Below are 17,087 nucleotides of genomic sequence, written 5' to 3'. Positions count from 1 at the left end.
GTCCTTCGTGCCACTCCACCCATGACCTTACTCGCTCAAGCTCCTGTCTATGCTCTGCTAATCGTGCTGCTGGCACTGGCCATGCGTTTGATCTTTGTGCACTGCCGCGCGGCATTTCAGGAAAAGCGGGTGCCCGTTCTCGTACGCATCCAGAAGAAAGGGGGACGGTGATGTCCGAACAGACTGCGCCTTCCACCTTCAGACGCCAGCCGCATTACAGCTTCATGCGGCCGGGGGATTTTTTAGTTTTCTTATTCCTGGTCGCCTTCACTGCTTTTCGCTTTCATTCCGCTTTGACCTTGGAACTTAGCTCGAAACAGCAGCTCTGCTGGTATGGCTCAGCCGCGTTGCAGCTCGTGATGACGCTTTTGTATGCTCGGCTACGCATCACTCGGCGGCACATGTGTGATGATTCTGGTGAGATGCTTTTGGCAGTGCTGGTGCCGCAGGGGTTCTCCATCGCATTTAGGGAAGTTATAGCCGACGGGTCGCCGTTGGGCTGGCCTTTGGTTTTGGGAAATCTCGTTTTGATCCCCTACTTTATCTATCGTGTCTGGAAAGCGCCTGAGGCAGCCCGTCAACTCGAAGCCAAGTACGACGCCTGCGAGACCAGAGACTTCACCGAACAAGGCGGACTATGACTTTCCTCGCTCCAGCGTTGCTTTATGCCCTGCCGCTCGCGCTGCTGCCGGTGGTGATTCATTTGATCCACCTGTACCGGCGGCGTCAGGTGAAGTGGGCGGCGATGATGTTTCTGCGGATGGCGCAGCGGATGAACAAGGGGCTTTCACGGCTGCGGCAGATTTTGATTCTGGCGTTTCGTGTGCTGGCGGTGGCGGGGATTTTGTTTGTCATCACGCGGCCGATGGCGGGAGGATTGCTGGGGCTTACGGGCGGGGTGCCGGATACGGTGATCGTTTTGCTGGACCGCTCTGCGAGCATGGAGCAGCAGAACCTGGCCACGGGCACGAGCAAGCGTGCGGCGGGGATAACGAAGCTGGCGCAGGCGCTGCGTGATACAGTGGGTGTGCGCTCAAAGCTGGTGCTCATTGAGAACGGGCATTTGCAGCCGCAGCTTTTGGAGAAGCCGGAGTCGCTGATCGATCTGCCGCTGACGGGTCCGACGGACACGGCGGCGGATGTGCCGGCGCTGCTGCAAGGGGCGCTGGATTACATCACCACGAATCAAACGGGGCGCACGGATGTGTGGGTGCTGAGCGATCTGCGGCAAAGTGACTGGGATGCTGCGAGCGGGCGGTGGCAGTCGCTGCGAAGCGCCTTCACCACACTGAAGGGGCTGCGCTTTCACCTGCTGAGCTATGCACAGCCTCCCGTGCAAAATCTCTCGGTTTCTGTGGAGCATGCGACGCGGCATGAAACCGCCGGCAAGGCGGAGCTGCTGCTGGATCTGCGCATCACGCGAGATGCGAGCGCGCATGAGCCGCTGGAGCTGCCGGTGCGTTTTGTGATCAATGACGTGAGCACCACGCTGAAGCTGGAGATGAAGGACTCCCAGCTTGTGCTGCAAGGGCATTCCATTCCGCTCGACAAAGCGACGAAGCGGGGAGCGGGGCGGGTGGAAATCCCTGCTGACGCTTCGCCTGCTGACAACGTGTACCATTTCGTGTTTGATGAACCTGCGGTGCTGCAGTCGGTGATTGTCAGCGATGATGAAACGGAGGCGGGTCCCATGCTGGCGGCGCTGGAGGCCGCGGCTGATCCCACGCGCAAGTATGCCGCCAAAGTGCTGCCGCCAGCGCGAGCTGCTGAGATCGCGTGGGAGGAGGTGGCGCTGATCATCTGGCATGCGGCGCTGCCGAAGGCGGATGATTTGGTTTCCAAACAGCTGGCGAATCACCTGAGTGCAGGACGCAGTGTTCTTTTTCTGCCTGTGGAATCCGCTGGAGCGGAGGCCTTTGGGGGGCTGCACTGGGGGGCGTGGAGCAGTGAAACGAAACCGGCTGCGGTGGAGTGGTGGCGCAATGACACGGGTCTGCTGGCCAACACGCGCAGCGGCGCCTCCCTGCCTGTGGGTGATCTGGAAGTAAGCCGCCGCTGTGAGATCCTGGGCGAAGGCACGCCGCTGGCGCGGCTGAACGGCAATGTGCCGCTGCTGATGCGGGCTGACATTCCTGGCGATGGCAATGCGTGGTTTCTGGGAACGCTGCCGGGGCCTGGGTCATCGAGCCTAGCGCGCGATGGGGTGGTGATGTTTGTGATGCTGCACCGTGCGCTGCAGGATGGAGCACGCGGGCTGGGCAAAGCACAGCAGCGTGAGGCTGGCGCGACTGCGCTGGGCAGCGGAGATCTGAGCGTGTGGAAGCGCCATGGGCAGACGGTGCTGAGCTCTGAACAGCCGCTGCGCGCGGGCGTGGTGGAGAACGGCGACCGGCTGATCGCGCTTAACCGGCCGCTAAGTGAAGATCATGCCGAAACGCTGGGGAAAACCGCGCTGTCAGAGCTGTTTACCGGGCTGGACTACCACGTGATCGAGGACCAGGTGGAAAACAACGCAAGCCTGGCGAGTGAAATCTGGCGCACGTTCCTTTTCCTGATGGCACTTGCGCTTCTGGGTGAGGCTTTGCTGTGCATGCCGGGGAAGCGTGAAACTCAACCCTCTCCTGCGCGATGACTCGACTCCAGACACCGCCAGCGTCCTTTCCCTCTGACCCCGTGAACTTTATGCCTCTCCAATTTCATCCAAAATTCCACCCCTCAAGGGAGGAGGAGTCAGAGTAGGAGGAAGAGGAAGATTTGCCCCATGACACCCACCACATCACAACTCGTCTTCAATCCCACACCCGTCGCGTTTGGCGTGGGGGTGGCGTTTGTTGTGGCGATAGCGGGACTGGCGATCATGGCCTGGAGGAGGAGCGGGTATCGGGCGGTGATGGGGTGGCTGGAGTTGCTGCGGATTTTGATTGCGGTGGGCATTGCGGTCACGCTGCTGCAGCCGGAGTGGCTGGAGACGTTCAAGCCGGAGACGAAGCCGACCTTGGCGGTGCTGCATGACGTCTCGGGCAGCATGAGCACGAAGGATGTCATCGACAAGAAGCAGCCGAATGCGGAGCCGAAGTCGCGTGAGGAGAGTGCGAGGACCTTGGTCGATGCGAAGCTGTGGGAACCGCTGAAGCAGCGGATGGATGTGGTGATCGAGCCTTTCTCCTCGGCGCAGACGCCTGCCACGGAAGGGACGGACATCCATGCGGCGCTGGCGGGGGCGCTGGAGAAACAGCCGAACCTGAAGGCGGTGGTGCTGATCAGCGACGGGGACTGGAACACAGGGGCTGCGCCTTCGCAGGCCACCACAAGGCTGCGGATGCGCGAGGTGCCGGTATTTGCGGTGCCGACGGGTGCGGAGACGCGGCTGCCGGATGTGGAGCTGAGCAGCTTTGACGTACCGACCTTTGCAGTGGCAGGAAAGCCGCTGCGGATTCCCTTCACGATCGACAGTTCGCTGCCACGTGATGAGGTGGTGATGCTGGAGATGAAATCCTCCAGCGGCGAGATCGTGACCAAGGAGGTGACGCTGCCTGCGATGGGGCGATATCAGGACGCGATCGCGTGGAAGCCGGAAAAGCCGGGCGAGGTGAAACTGACGCTGACGATTCCGAAGACGCCGGCGGAGCGCTATCCTGAAAACAACTCGCAGGAAGCGCCGCTTTCCATCCGCAAAGAGCAGCTGCGGGTGCTGATCATCGAATCCTTTCCACGCTGGGAATACCGCTACCTGCGCAATGCGCTGGAGCGAGATCCAGGGGTGGACGTGAACTGCCTGCTGCTGCACCCCGGGCTGGGCAAAGTGGGAAATGGGCAGGGCTATTTGAAGACGTTCCCGAAAGATGAGGAGCTGACGAAATATGATGTGGTTTTCCTTGGCGATGTGGGCCTGGAGAAAAGCCAGCTGAAGTCTGAGCAGTGCATCGCCTTGCAGAAGGTGGTGCGGGATCAGGCCTGCGGACTTGTGTTTATGCCTGGGTTTCACGGTTTCCAATCGACCTTGCAGGAGACGCCTTTGGCGGAGCTGCTACCGGTGGTGTGGGATGCGGCGCAGCCACGTGGATGGGGCTCGTCCTCACCGGGCAAATTTGCGCTTACCGAGGCTGGCACCCACAGCCTGCTGACCAAGCTGGAAGACAGCGACGAAGCGAGCGCTCGGGTGTGGGGGAATCTGCCCGGATTCCAATGGTATGCCCCTGCCCTGCGGGCCAAGGCCGGGAGCGAGGTGCTGGCGACGCATGGGACGGAGTCGAATCAATTTGGCCGCGTGCCGCTCATCGTGACGAAGACCTACGGCGCGGGCAAGATTCTCTTCATGGGGACGGACGGTGCCTGGCGCTGGCGCAAAGGCGTGGAGGACAAGTACCACTACCGCTTCTGGGGCCAGGTGGTGCGGTGGATGGCCTATCAGCGCAACATGAGCAGCGGCGACAAGATGCGCCTCTTTTATTCGCCCGACCGGCCGAGCACGGGCGAAGTGCTGACCCTCAATGCGAACGTGATGAGCGCCACGGGCGAGCCGCTGCGCGACGGCGCGGTGATCGCCCAGATCGCAGCGCCGAGTGGCAAGGTGAGCAGCGTGCGGCTGATGCCCGCGGGGGAGGAGGCGTGGGGATTGTTCAATGGTGTCTTCAGCCCGGTGGAGCCCGGGGAGCACATCGTGCAGCTCAGCTGCGCGGAGGCGGGATCGAGTCTTGAGACGAAGATTTCCATTCAGGGCACCAGCCGAGAAAAGCGGGGGCAGCCGGCGCGGCTGGATGTGCTGCGGGAGATTTCCCAGTTTACCAAAGGCAAGATGCTGGACGCGAATGACCCCGAGGCCATCGTCGCAGCCATCGCGGCCATGCCGGAGCCTGCTGTTCAAGAGCGCAGGCTGCAGATCTGGTCCCACCCCGCCTGGGCCGGGCTGCTGGTGCTGCTGATGGGCGTTTTCTGGGTGGGGAGAAAGGCCGCCGGGGCGTTTTAATCCCCAATCAAAAGCTCGTCAGGGACGTTTGTTCAGGATAACATTTCCCAATTATGAAAACCGAACTGCCGGTCATCCTCGAAACGAAGCTCGCGGATTTTCGCAAGCGCGTCTGGATTGTTAAACTCACCGAGGGGCTGCTGGCGGCGGCATTCGGCATCGTGCTATCTTATATTTTGGTGTTTGCGCTGGACCGGGTGATGGAGACGCCGGTGTGGCTGAGAGCGGGGCTCCTCATCGCGGGTGCTGCGGTGCTGGGACTGGGGCTGCCGCTGAAGTGGCACCGCTGGGTGTGGCGTCAGCGGAGCCTGGAGGATGCGGCCAAGCTGCTGAAGCGCACGTTTCCGCGGCTGGGGGACCAGCTGCTGGGCATCGTGGAACTGGCCCATGTGGAGGCCGGCTCCGCAGGCCGCAGCGAGCGCCTGGTGCAGGCGGCGATGGATCAGGCGGCGGAGGCGGTGAAGGACAAGGACTTCTCCCATGCGGTGCCGCAGGCCAAGCATTTCCAGTGGGGCTGGGCGGCGGGTGTCACAGCGATGCTGGCAGTGGCGGCGCTGACGCTGGTGCCGGATGCTGCCTGGAACGCGGTGGCACGATGGGCCACGCCCTGGCGCGACGTGGAGCGCTTCACCTTCGCCAAAATTGAGGCCCTGCCCGACCGGCTTGTGGTGCCGTATGCGGAGCCGTTTGACCTGAAAGTGCAGCTGAACAAGGACACGCGGTGGTCGCCCTCGGAAGCGAAGGCGCAGATCAGTGATCAGCCGGTCGTGGTCAGCGGTCTCGCGGAGGGCGCCTATCCCCTGGCCTTCCCACCGCAAAAGGAAGACGCCTCGCTTTCCCTGTCGCTGGGAGACATTCGCAAGCATGTGAACGTGCTGCCGCGCACGCGGCCGGAACTCACCGGGCTCTCGGTGCGCACACGGCTGCCGGATTACCTGAAATACAAGACGGAGCCGATGATCGAAGTGCGTGGCGGATCGGTCAGCGTGCTGAAGGGGGCGAAGGCTTCGCTGGAGGCGACCGCTTCGCGGGATCTGGCTTCGGCGGAAGTCGATGGCGAGGCGGAGAAAGTTTCTGGAGCCAAGGTGACAACGCCATTTCATGAAGTCTCCGGAGATGCCGAAAAACATGTGATGTGGAAGGACCGCGATGGACTGACGCCACGCGAGCCGCTGGTTTTAAAGATCAACGCCCTAGCCGATGAAGCGCCGCGCCTGGCCGCACGACGCGAGACACAGGAGCAGGTGGTGCTGGATTCCGAGGTCGTGGTATTCGATCTGGATGTGCAGGACGACTTTGGCATCCAGCGCACGGGCCTGGAATGGCACAGCGTGAATGATGACAAGACGAAGGGCGACAAGATCGCCGCAGCGGGCGAGCCGGAAAAGAAAATGCTCTCCTCCAAAGCCACCTTCTGCGCCAGCCGGGATGGCGTGGCGCCGCAGACGCTCGAGATTCGCGCCTGGGCGGAGGATTACCTGCCCAACCGAAAGCGCTCTTATTCGACCGCCTTTGTGCTCCATGTGCTGAACAAGACCGACCACGCCCTCTGGCTCACCGAGCAGTTTGGCAAATGGCTGGAAGCGGCGCGCGAAAGCTACGAGCGCGAGCAGCAGCTGCATGCGACGAACAAGGAGCTGCGTTCGCTCACTCCCGGAGAGCTGGACCGTCCTGAGAACCGGCGGAAGATCGCCCAGCAGGCGAGTGCGGAAAATGCGAATGCGACACGGCTGGGCATGCTGAACCAAAGCGGCCGCAGCCTGGTGGAACAGGCGACGCGCAATGATGAGTTTGATGCGAAGCGGCTGGAGTCGTGGGCGACGATGCTGAAGTCGCTCCAGGACATTTCGGCCAAGCGGATGCCCAGTGTGGCGGATCTGCTGAAGCAAAGCTCCAATGCGCAGAGCGGCAAAGCAGGGCAGGCAACGGCGGGGACTCCGCCATCGAATCAGGCAAACCAACAGCAGTCGAAGGAAGGCAAACCGGGCGAGGGCAAGGCAGCGCCGGACAAGCCGAGTGCGCCGCAGATTGCCAACGGGCCGGATCTGCCAAAGTCTTCCCAGCCTGGCAAAGCCTCCAATGAGGAGCAGAAGAAGGACAACATGCCGAGCATCTCCGACAAAGAAGGCAGCATGAGCAAGGCGGAGACGCAGCCGGCTGATCCGAATGCGAAGCCTTCGCCGCCGAAGCCCAGCACCCTGAAACTGCCGACCACGCAGATGGCCGCGGCGCCAGGAGGCAAGAAGAAGGACGACAAGGAGGAAGACAAGCCGCAGAGCCCGCCGGCTTCCCAGGCGCAGAAGAAGATGCAGGATGCGCTGGATGAACAAAAGCTGCTGCTGGCCGAGTTTGCCCGGGTGTCCGATGAACTGGGCGCCATTCTGGCGAGCCTGGAGGCGAGTACGTTTGTGAAGCGCCTGAAGGCCGCGTCACGTCAGCAGCTTGTCGTGTCGAAGGATTTGAACACGAAAACGCTGAGCGCTTTCGGGCTGGAACGCCAGCCGGTGAAGGATGCGGCGGCGATCGCTGAGAACGAAAAGACGCAGAGCGAAACCGTGCGCGTGATCCAGAGCGACCTGGAGGCGTATTTTGCACGCAAGCCGGACATGCACTTTAAGAACATCATCGGGCAGATGAAGGAGACGCAGGTGGTGAAGATGCTGACGTATCTGGGAGATCAGGCCGCGGTGAATCTGAGCGGGAACAGCATGGCCGGAGCGGAGTTTTGGGCGGACACGCTGGACCGCTGGGCGGAGGAGATGGTGGCGGCGAGCGAGTGCAAATCCTGCAGCAGCTGCAGCGCAGACAGCCTGCCGCCGGAGATCGTGCTGAAGGTGATGAAGTCCCTGAGGGATGAGATGAAGCTGCGCGATGAAACGCGTGAACTGGAAAACGCGAAGGCCGCGCTGAAAGAGGGCGAGCATGCAAAGAAGTCGTCGGTGCTCGCCTCGAAGCAGTTTGGCATTCAGGCCAACACGCGCGGCGCGTTTGATGACATCCTGAGGCTGCCACAAGGGAACGAGAAGTTTGGCAAGGAGCTCAAGCTCCTGAATGCCGTGATGCAGGTGATGGATGAAGCGGCGGGCATTCTGGACAAGCCTGACACCGGCGCACCGGCCATTGCGGCAGAGACGGAAGCCATCGAGCTGCTGCTGCAGGCCAAGCGCCAGGGCAAAGGAGGCGGCGGCGGTGGCGGCAGCCCCGGTGGCGGCGGAGGAGGAGACGGAACGGGCGATGCCGCCCTGGCGGACCTCGGCCCCGGCCCGGATGCCGAGGCGAATGTGAATGCGCGCCCGGTGGGCCAGGCCACTGGCAAGGCAGGTCGTGAGCTGCCGGAAGAGTTCAAGACGGGACTCGACGCCTATTTCAACAAGCTGGAAGCGGGAGGTGCAGGCAAATGATCAAACTGCTGCTGCTGTCAGCCGTTCTGACAGTTACTGGAAACACCCAGGCGCAGACGCCATCGCGTGCCGAGCTGAAGAAGCCGCTTTCCGAACCGGTGGAAAAGGTGCTGGCAGAATTTGTGCAGTCCTGTGTGCCAGAGAAGAAGAAACAGCTGACCACGCTGATGGAGGAGGTGGTCGAAAAGATTGACACCACCGTCAAGCTCACGCCGGAGGAAAAAGCGGCGCTGCAGACTGCCTCCGGCAAGGCAGTGGAGACTTCCGTGAAGGCCTGGCAGCCACTGGCCGTGGTGATGATGCGAACCTACCTGAGCCGAACCTCGGACTCCGCCGCCATCCGGCACATCGGCATGTGGAAGCCGGAAGTGGCGGGACCCAATGAGCCGGTGGAGGACTGGACGCCGCCGAATGAAAATGAAGGCTGGCTCTCCGCACTGAAATCCACGCTGGGTGAAGCACGCTACGCCACGTGGCACGAGGAGGATGAGAAGGCCCGGAAGCGGGTGGACAAGGACATCGCCTCCCACCTTGAGCGGTGGGTGCGTGAGTCGCGCGGCCCGATGAATGAAGACCTGCGCTCCCGCATTGAGCAGATGAAGAAGAAGCTCGACCTCACGGAGGCCCAGGTCGCGGCCCTGGACAAGGCGGCGGAGAGTCTGCTGGACCGGATCAGCGACGCGGAGAGAAAACGAGCGACCGGCATGCTGCGCACCCTGCCGCCCGACGCCCGCGAGAACATCATGGGGCGCAGCTATTTCTACATCCGCTTTGACCGGCCGCGCGGAGAGGTGTGGGACAAAGCGTGGGATGAGGCGGCGGCGAAGGTGCTGCCAGAGAACAAGATGGCCCAATGGCACAAGTCCAACACGGAGGAGCTCGGCAAGGCGGAGAGCGAAGTCGCGGACATGATCAAGCCTTCGGAGCAGCAGGCGCAGCAGCAGATGGAGATGGCCATGGCCACGGAGATCGACGGCATGGTGACGGCGCTGGATTTGAACAAGGAACGCCAGAAGGCGCTGGAGAAACTTTCGAAGGATGCCATCCAGGAGTCCCTGAACCAGGCGCGCAAGGGCTGGCTGCTGCAGGCAAAGAACTATTCCAACACGGAGCGCAAGCGCATCCGCGGGAACATTTATTTTGGCATCAATGAGGAGCATCAGGCGATCAAGCTTCCGATCTGGACGGAAGGCATCAAGAAGCTGCTCTCGGAAGAGGAGCGCACGCGGATGGCCACGGAATACAAGGAGCGTGAGCAGCGCAACTGCCTGGCCGTCTCCCGCGCCTGCCTGGCGGAGATGGACAAAATGCTCGGCATGACCGCCAAGCAGCGCACGGAGCTGGAGCCTCTGCTGGCGGATGCCATGCGCCCGCTCATGGACCAGCGGCGCCAGCAGTACTGGAGCTACAATGTGATCCAGCTTTTTCAGAATGCCGGAAAAGTGAACGAGCAGAAGGTGCGCGCCATTCTCGACGATACTCAATGGAAGCACTGGCGCGAGCTGATCGCGTCCAACAGCAATGTTTCGCGCACGGTCATGCCGGACAGCAGCGGCAGCTTTCCGGAGGTGCCGGACATGGAGCTGGCGATCTCCCGGCACCTGTACAAGATGTATGTGACGGAGCGGACCCGAACGCTCGCCACGATGATGCCGCTGGTGGAGGAAGCCACCCGCCTGCTCTCCCTCCCTGAGCCGGCAGTGGAGAAGCTGACCACCGCGGCGAAGGGAGCGGTGGAGAGCAGCCTGGGCAACTGGCGGCAGTTCACCGAAAATTTTGTGCGCCAGAGCGTGGCGACCGCCAACTCCAAGAATGTGCTGCAGGCGCTGGCGGGCACCGAGAGGGCCAGCCTGAGCCGCAACGACATCAAGCCGCAAAACACGGACGTGTGGAAGACCGCCCTGGAAACCACCCTGAATGAATCGCAGCAAAAGATCCTCGAGCAAGTCGCCGCCGAGCACAGCAGCTACCGCCTGAAAGCCATGGCGGCGATGAGCGTGTCCGAACTGGACCGGCGGCGCAAGCTTTCCGCGGAGCAGTGCGCCAAATTTGAAACCGCCGTCCGGAAGGTCCTCGACGAATACCTCCCGGACATCGAGCGCTACATGTCGCTGCAGTGGTTTTTACAATACTACTACGCCCTGGTGCCTGTGGCAGGCATTTCCGAAAAAGACATGCAGGCGATCCTGACACCGGAGCAATGGAAGCTGTGCAAGGAGCGCGACCTGCCCGACGCGATGCAGTACTGGGAGGGCATCAAGAACAATCACGAACAGCGCATGAAGAGAGGCGCGCAGGCCAATGGCAACCAGATCATCATCAACGGCGGCTTTATACTGAACCAATGACCGGGCCTATGACGAACGAATGAACAACGGAGACTTTATTATGAAAAGGCTTTCTGCTGGCTCACACGACAGAGCTTGTCTGCCGGTGGTTTGTCGTTCGTTGTTTCTTCTCCTGTTATGCGGCTTGTTTTTTTCCCTGGGAGCTTTCGGTCAGGACCCTTCGCTGCGTTTTGGCGGTGCCATACCGCAGGAGGTGGAGACTGTGTATGAACGCGGGCTGGCATGGCTGGCCTCAAAGCAGAGCGAGTCTGGAAGCTGGCATGGCGGGAATGATGGAGCGGGCATCGACGGCATCTGCCTGATGTCCTTTCTGGCCAGTGGTGAAGATCCGAACTTCGGCCGCTATGCGCCGAACATCCGGCGTGCAGTGCGGGCCATCATCCGCAGCCAGGACGCCAGCAGCGGCTACCTGCCGAACAGCATGTACCATCACGGGTTTGCGATGCTCTCGCTTTCCGAAGCCTACGGCGCGGTGGACGAGTCTCTGCTGTGGGAAGGCGGCAAGCCGGTGCGCACGATCGCCCAGGCACTGGATCTGGCCATCCGCTGCGCCGGCACGGCGCAGAAGGCCAACCGCTGGGGAGGATGGCGCTACATGCCCAACTCGACGGATGCCGACACCTCCGTGACAGGCGCTGTTTTGATGGGGCTGCTGGCCGCGCGCAATGCGGGCATGGAGGTGCCGGACGATGTGGTGAACTCCGCGCTGGAATACATGAAGCGCTGCACCGGGAAGGACGGCAGCGTGGCCTACACGGGAGGTTTTGGCGGCTTCGGCGAGTCCATGAACCGCAGCGCGATCGCGACGCTGGTGGCGTCTGTTTCGAAACACAAGGACACGGAGGAATTCAAGGCGACGCTCAAGCACATCACCGAGCGGCTGGAGCACTCCGAGAACAGCTACAAGGAATACTTCCGCTACTACATGGCCCAGGCATTGTTTCAGGGCGACTACGCGTCCTGGCAAAAGTGGAACGCCGCCACGGCACGCGCGCTGGGGGAGAGCCAGGCAGCGGACGGCAGCTTTGGCAACGGCCCTTATGAGACCGGCATGTCCCTGCTGGCGCTGGCCCTGAACTACCGCTTCCTGCCCATCTATGAACGCTAAACACCTCATCACAGCACTGCTGCTGGCGGGCGGAACCGGCAATGCATCCGAGCTGCACTGGCAGAACGGGGAGTGGATCGGCGGTCACTTCGTGAGAGCCGAGGCGGACAGGGTGATCTGGCGCGCGCCCATGTTCAGCGAGGATTTTGAGGTGAGCATGAATGTGCTGAAGCGGGTGTACCGGCATAAAACAGACTCCAAAACCGCGGAGCCGTTCAGCATCCGTCTTGCCGACGGCAGCCGCCTGTTTGGTGGCATCACCAGCATGGATGCGGAGACGGTCGGTGTGAAGTCCGCCCGCTTTGGCACCATCCAGGTCCTGCGTGACAACGTGGTAAGCATGCAGCGCCTCAACGCCCCGGGCATGCCCCTTTCCGCGCTTTCGAGCACGAGCGGCTGGATCGAGTCCAAACCGGAAAACACGGACAGTGCGGCGAACAACAAGACGAAGTTCTGGCGCATGGTGCCGGGCGCCGCGCTGCAGCAGGTGGGATGGAACCACTCCGCGACACTCCCTTTTGACGCGCCGGCAAAGCTGGAGATGCAGTTCACCCTGAGCTCCAGTGTGCGGCCGGAATTTAAGATCGAACTCAAGGCTGCGGACAAGGAGCGCATGACGGTGGAGACCTGGGTGGATGATGTGGTGCTGCAGGGCCGCGTTTTTGAGCGTGTGCAGAAGCTCAGTGAAGATGACCGGCGCGTGACGCTGACATTGTTCTGGAACCGTGAGACAGGGCTGTGCGCCATCTACGGCGCGGATGGCACCAAGCTGGCGGAAACCAGCAAGCCGCCCGTGGATGAAGCGGGTCAGGCGCCCGATGCAAAAGCCGAGGAGAAAAAACCAGCCGCACGTGGCGGCGGCGGACTTTTTGGCGCCCTCTTTGGCGTGGTGCAGGGTGCGGCGCAGGTGCGCGTGGAAGCCCTGGCTCAGAAGCAGGCGGGAAGTTCGGACGGCGATGACGATTCCCAGCCCGCAGGGTTGACCCTGCTAAACAAAGGCCCCGATCTCAGCCTGGAAACGCTGCGCGTGCGCGAGTGGGATGGCAAGCTGCCAACGGACATCACCAACGTGCGGCCCCGGATCGAACTCACGGACGGGCACTACCTCAAAGCGCAGCCCCTGCGCGCCGACGCCAGCACCCTGACCGTGCGGATGGAAAACGGCGCAGAAACCAGCCTGCCGTGGGAAAAGGTCCTTGGCATCGAGGTGGCAGCCACCGCCTCTCCCTTCACCCAGGCCGCCATGCCGCTCACGGAAATGTGGTTCACCGATGGCGAATGGATCAACGGCACCATGCTGCACATGCGCAACGACGTGGCCACGTTCAAAACGACTTTCTCGAACGGGCCGGTGAGCTTCAAGACCCAAGCGCTTCATCACCTGGAGTTTCGAGGATTTGACGCCGACGCGGCAAACCTAAACCTGGCCGCCTTCGATTCTCTCACCATCAACAAAAACGTGCTGCATGGAACGCTGGACGCCGGTGGCGAAGCGCAGCCGCGCTGGAAGCCTGTAGGCGGCCTCAAACCTGTGGTGATGGCAAGCACGGGAGACATGGAGATCTCCCGCGCCGCCGCACCGGAGGCAGCGGCCATGCGCAGCGAGGCGCTGTTTTATCTTCAGGAGGGAGAAGTTATTCCCGGCAGACTGCGCGCCATTGATGCAAAACAGATCGATCTGGAGTCCGACGTTGCCGCGGTGAAACACCTTCCTGCTGACAAGGTGCAGGCCATCCAGTTTGGCGGCGCCAGCCTGAACCTGGATGGGTTTGAAGATCCCGGCTGGCACCGGGTGCGCGGCGGCCCGCAGCAGGTGCAGCGCAATGGCAAGGCGGAACTGCGCCTCGATCCGGGCGGCTCCTTTGGCCATCCTTCGTTCATGCAGGTGAATGAGATCCATTTCTCGCTGCTCAACGTGGGCTTCTCCGCACTGCGCATGCGTTTGTTTTGCGACGAATCCAATCCAGGCGCCCCGAGTTTGAACCTTCTTTTTGGCCACATGGGCAGCGAGGTCTGCTTTGGCCTCGAATCCAATGGCGATCAGATGGACCGCCAGTTCCGCCTGCGATGCAATGGTTCCATGCCTGTGCGGATCGCGATCGCGGAGAACTCCGTGGAGGTTTTCTTCAAGGGTGTCTCCGCGCGCAAAATCGCGCTCACGCCCAAGATGCGCTCCGGCAGCGGCATCATCATCGAACCCTTCAGCCTGTGGGGCAATGGCGAGCGCTCCGGCGGGATCAGCAATTTCAGCGCCACCATAGCTCCCGGGCGCGTGGCCATTCCAATCGTCGATTTGCGGGCCAAGGAGAACGCGCTCACGGTGCCGCGCTTCCGCAAGGAGGATCCGCCGCGCCATGCGCTTCTCGCCGCCAATGGCGACCTGCTGCGCGGCGTGATCGAGGCGGCGACCGCGGACCATTTTGCCGTGCGCTCCGGCATGGAAACGATCCAGGTGCCGCGCGAGCGCGTGAAGGCCGCCGTGTGGCTCATCAAGCCCGCCGACGCGGTCAGCGCGGCATTTGTGGCGCAGGACCGGGAGGGCCAGCCACCGGTCATCACCCACTGGCTGCTGCTGAACAACGGCGGCCGACTGGGCTTGAAAGTTTCCCGTTTTGCCGAGGATGCGGTGTTTGGCACCAACCCACTGCTGGGCGACTGCCGGGTGCCGCTCTCGCAGATCCATGTGATCCGAAGCTCGGTGCCGCCAGAGAGCGCCTCCATGCTGGCGCTGCGCGACTGGAAGCTGAAATACGCGCCGGAGCCCGTGCTGCCGGAGTCCGGCGGGCAAAGCTCTCCGCTGCTCAATCAGGACGCAAAACCCTTCAAGCTTCCTTTGCTGTCTGGAGAGGAGTTCGATCTCTCCAAAGAGAAAGGAAAGGTCATCGTCCTCGACTTCTGGGCGACATGGTGCGGGCCATGCATCAAGTCCCTTCCCGGCATGATCGACGAGATGGCCGCCCTCGATCCGAAGAAGGTGCGGTTCATCGGCGTGAACCAGGCCGAAGACAAGGACACCGTGAAGACCTTCCTTGAGACCCGCGGCTGGAAATTTGAAGTCGCGCTGGATGCGAACCAACGTGTGGGACAGAGCTTCGGCGTGGAAGGCATTCCGCACACCGTGGTCATCGGTCCGGATGGCAAGGTGGCTTATGTGAAGACGGGCTATGAACCGAATGGAGCGAAGACCATCGCTGAGAAGGTGAAGAAGCTGCTGGAGAAGTAATCCACTTTTTTGTGCGTGTGGTCATGGACCCTTTACAAGAGACAGACCAGCCGCGGGCGTTTTCACCCCAGCTTGTTTTTCCATGGCTGGGGCTGGTCGTGCTTCATCTCATCTGCATGGGCTTTGACTGGCATCTTAGAGATGCCTCGATGCCTACCCGAGGCGGCCTCTCTGATGGACTTGTCTCAGCCTTTCAAATCAGCACCCTGCTGGCTTTTGGCCTGGGAATATTCTTTGTGTCGCCAGCAAGGTGGCACGTCTCTCTGAGGATCCTGTCCGCCTTTATCCAGAGTGCGGCGGCACTGGGACTGATGATTTTTGCGTGGTTCTGGTATGTGATCGGCCATGGGATCGACACGCTTTAACGGGTGCTGCCCGACAGGCGGACGTGAATGTGAGAATGAAACAAACTCAGGGTGCATTCGCCGGCACGGATGGAACTGCTGGTGCACGAGAGTCCAGAGTCACGGCGCGCAGTTTCTCCTCATTGATTTGAATATCCAGGCCCTGGCGCAACGAAGCCTGCTGTTCGGCTTCGGACTTTTTGGCGGAGAGTGCTGCGAACTCCTGCCGGAGCTGCTTTTCCACCTTCTCGAAGGGCTGCACGGCGGCGGCACGCTGGCCGGACAACAGGAGGACGAAGACGGCATTGCCACTGATGGTTGCCTCGCTGGAAGTGCCGGGTTGTGTGAGCGCCAGCGCGGCGCTGGCAACGGCCGCAGGCAGGCGACGTTTGATCTCGGCGTCGGTCAGCCAGCCGAGATCACCGCCGATGTAGCGGGTGTCCTGATCATCGGAAAACTCGGCGGCAATCTGGCCGAAACCGCGCCGCAACGGGTCCGGTGGCAGTGTGTGAAAACGCGCAGCGGCCTGTTTTAGTTTTTCCGCCGCGGCTTTGAGGGACTCGGAAGCGGGCGTCTCGGCGGTGAGCTGAAGAATGGCCAGGCGGCGCGCGGCTGGAACCGTGAAGCCGGGCTTCATCTTTTCGTAGAGCCCCATGAGATCGGACTGCGTGGGTGCCACCGCCCGGGCTGGTGCCGCGGACTCGGTCTCGCGCAAAGTAGCGATGAGCAGAGTACGCACGCGACGCTGAAAATCGGGAGTTTGATCGAGGCCTCTGGCTTTGGCGCGCTGGACGAGCGCGGATTCGTTAATGAGTTCCTCCAGCAATGCCTTGCGGTCCACTGAGGCGGGATCGCCACCACCACGGCGGACAGCGGCAGCCTTGAAATCATCCGCGGTGATCACCTCGGCGCCCACTTTGGCCAGCCCATCGTCTGGCGGCGCGGGCGGCTTGCTACAACCGGTGCTGAGCAGGGGCAGTGCTGCAACGGCCAGCGGACGGCAACGGCGCAGAGCAAGCGCCATCATGCCAAACAGCATCAGAACTGCACGCGAGGGTTCAGGAACGATCACAGTAGTCATGTTAAAAATGTAGGGGAGTCCGGGGGAGGATGACCACTCGGCGCCGTTCGTATTGGAGACGGCGATCCATGGATCGACCTGCCAGCCGTTGCTAGTGCTGACAGTGGAAGATGCGTATGACCAGTCAAGCAAGCCCAGCTGCTGCCCGGGGCTGGCATCGTCATTGATGCCCGTGACACCTACCGCCAGCCAGTAATGCTTGCCGGGGGTGAACACAGCCGCCGAGGTGTCAGCCATCTTGAAGACCAGCTGGACGTTGTTGGTGCCGGAAGAAACTGCGAGAGAGGCGGAAGTGGGTGGGAACAGCGCCAGCAACTGGTCCGCGACGGGACGGCCACCCACGTCCTCGTAAATGAAAACACTCATGAGCGGCGTGGCGTAAGTCACATTCATCGTCAACGTCACGGTGTCCGGGCGCTGCAGCGGCGCGTCCTCGCCCAAGTAGATGCGGTTCGCCAGCCAGTTATTGTAGTTGAGCGAATCGCTGCCCAGGGTGCCTGCCACGGGGTTTGTCATCGAGATGGCCGGGTCCGCGCGCGTCCATCCCCCGCTGGCTGCCAGCAGCAGTGCCGCCAGGGCGAATAGGAAGGCGGAGCGGCTCATGGTCTTGGAGAGA

Annotated in this window: 10 protein-coding genes; 9 read left to right on the top strand and 1 reads right to left on the bottom strand. The window is 61.9% G+C overall.

Annotated elements, in window-relative coordinates; all coding sequences use genetic code 11:
* Positions 1-21: 21 nt before the first annotated feature.
* The 9 genes from ACILSO_RS18485 (at position 22) to ACILSO_RS18445 (ending at position 15,411) form a co-directional block, all read left to right on the top strand.
* Positions 22-171, top strand: a complete 150-nt coding sequence (locus ACILSO_RS18485; protein WP_395738926.1) for a hypothetical protein — start codon at positions 22-24, stop codon at positions 169-171.
* Positions 171-641 carry a hypothetical protein gene (locus ACILSO_RS18480; protein WP_395738925.1) on the top strand — a complete coding sequence of 157 codons (471 nt, stop codon included), beginning with the start codon at positions 171-173 and terminating at the stop codon, positions 639-641. Before ACILSO_RS18485 ends, ACILSO_RS18480 begins: the two co-directional genes overlap by 1 nt.
* A complete protein-coding gene (locus ACILSO_RS18475; RefSeq protein WP_395738924.1) occupies positions 638-2,632 on the top strand; it encodes a BatA domain-containing protein in 1,995 nt (664 codons plus the stop codon). The genes ACILSO_RS18480 and ACILSO_RS18475 overlap by 4 nt, the downstream gene beginning before the upstream one ends.
* A gap of 129 nt (positions 2,633-2,761) precedes the next feature.
* On the top strand, positions 2,762-4,966 hold the full coding sequence (locus tag ACILSO_RS18470) for a hypothetical protein (protein ID WP_395738923.1): 2,205 nt from the start codon (positions 2,762-2,764) through the stop codon (positions 4,964-4,966).
* Positions 4,967-5,019: 53 nt separating this feature from the next.
* On the top strand, positions 5,020-8,367 hold the full coding sequence (locus ACILSO_RS18465) for a hypothetical protein (RefSeq protein WP_395738922.1): 3,348 nt from the start codon (positions 5,020-5,022) through the stop codon (positions 8,365-8,367).
* Positions 8,364-10,715, top strand: a complete 2,352-nt coding sequence (locus ACILSO_RS18460; RefSeq protein WP_395738921.1) for a hypothetical protein — start codon at positions 8,364-8,366, stop codon at positions 10,713-10,715. The genes ACILSO_RS18465 and ACILSO_RS18460 overlap by 4 nt, the downstream gene beginning before the upstream one ends.
* A gap of 124 nt (positions 10,716-10,839) precedes the next feature.
* Positions 10,840-11,823: a squalene--hopene cyclase gene (locus tag ACILSO_RS18455; protein ID WP_395738920.1), complete on the top strand. Its 984-nt coding sequence runs from the start codon at positions 10,840-10,842 to the stop codon at positions 11,821-11,823.
* Positions 11,813-15,046 (top strand): TlpA family protein disulfide reductase, encoded by a 3,234-nt coding sequence (locus tag ACILSO_RS18450; protein ID WP_395738919.1) that lies wholly within the window; start codon positions 11,813-11,815, stop codon positions 15,044-15,046. The genes ACILSO_RS18455 and ACILSO_RS18450 overlap by 11 nt, the downstream gene beginning before the upstream one ends.
* 23 nt (positions 15,047-15,069) lie before the next feature.
* Positions 15,070-15,411: a hypothetical protein gene (locus ACILSO_RS18445; protein ID WP_395738918.1), complete on the top strand. Its 342-nt coding sequence runs from the start codon at positions 15,070-15,072 to the stop codon at positions 15,409-15,411.
* A 46-nt stretch (positions 15,412-15,457) separates the two neighbouring features.
* Here the strand turns inward: ACILSO_RS18445 and ACILSO_RS18440 are convergent, their stop codons facing one another.
* Positions 15,458-17,074 (bottom strand): choice-of-anchor R domain-containing protein, encoded by a 1,617-nt coding sequence (locus ACILSO_RS18440; RefSeq protein WP_395738917.1) that lies wholly within the window; start codon positions 17,072-17,074, stop codon positions 15,458-15,460.
* Positions 17,075-17,087: the final 13 nt, after the last annotated feature.

It is taken from the genome of Prosthecobacter sp. (assembly GCF_044226605.1).
Lineage (GTDB): Bacteria > Verrucomicrobiota > Verrucomicrobiia > Verrucomicrobiales > Verrucomicrobiaceae > Prosthecobacter.
Note: the sequence above shows the minus strand (reverse complement) of the source record. Positions and strands in the feature narration are given on the sequence as shown.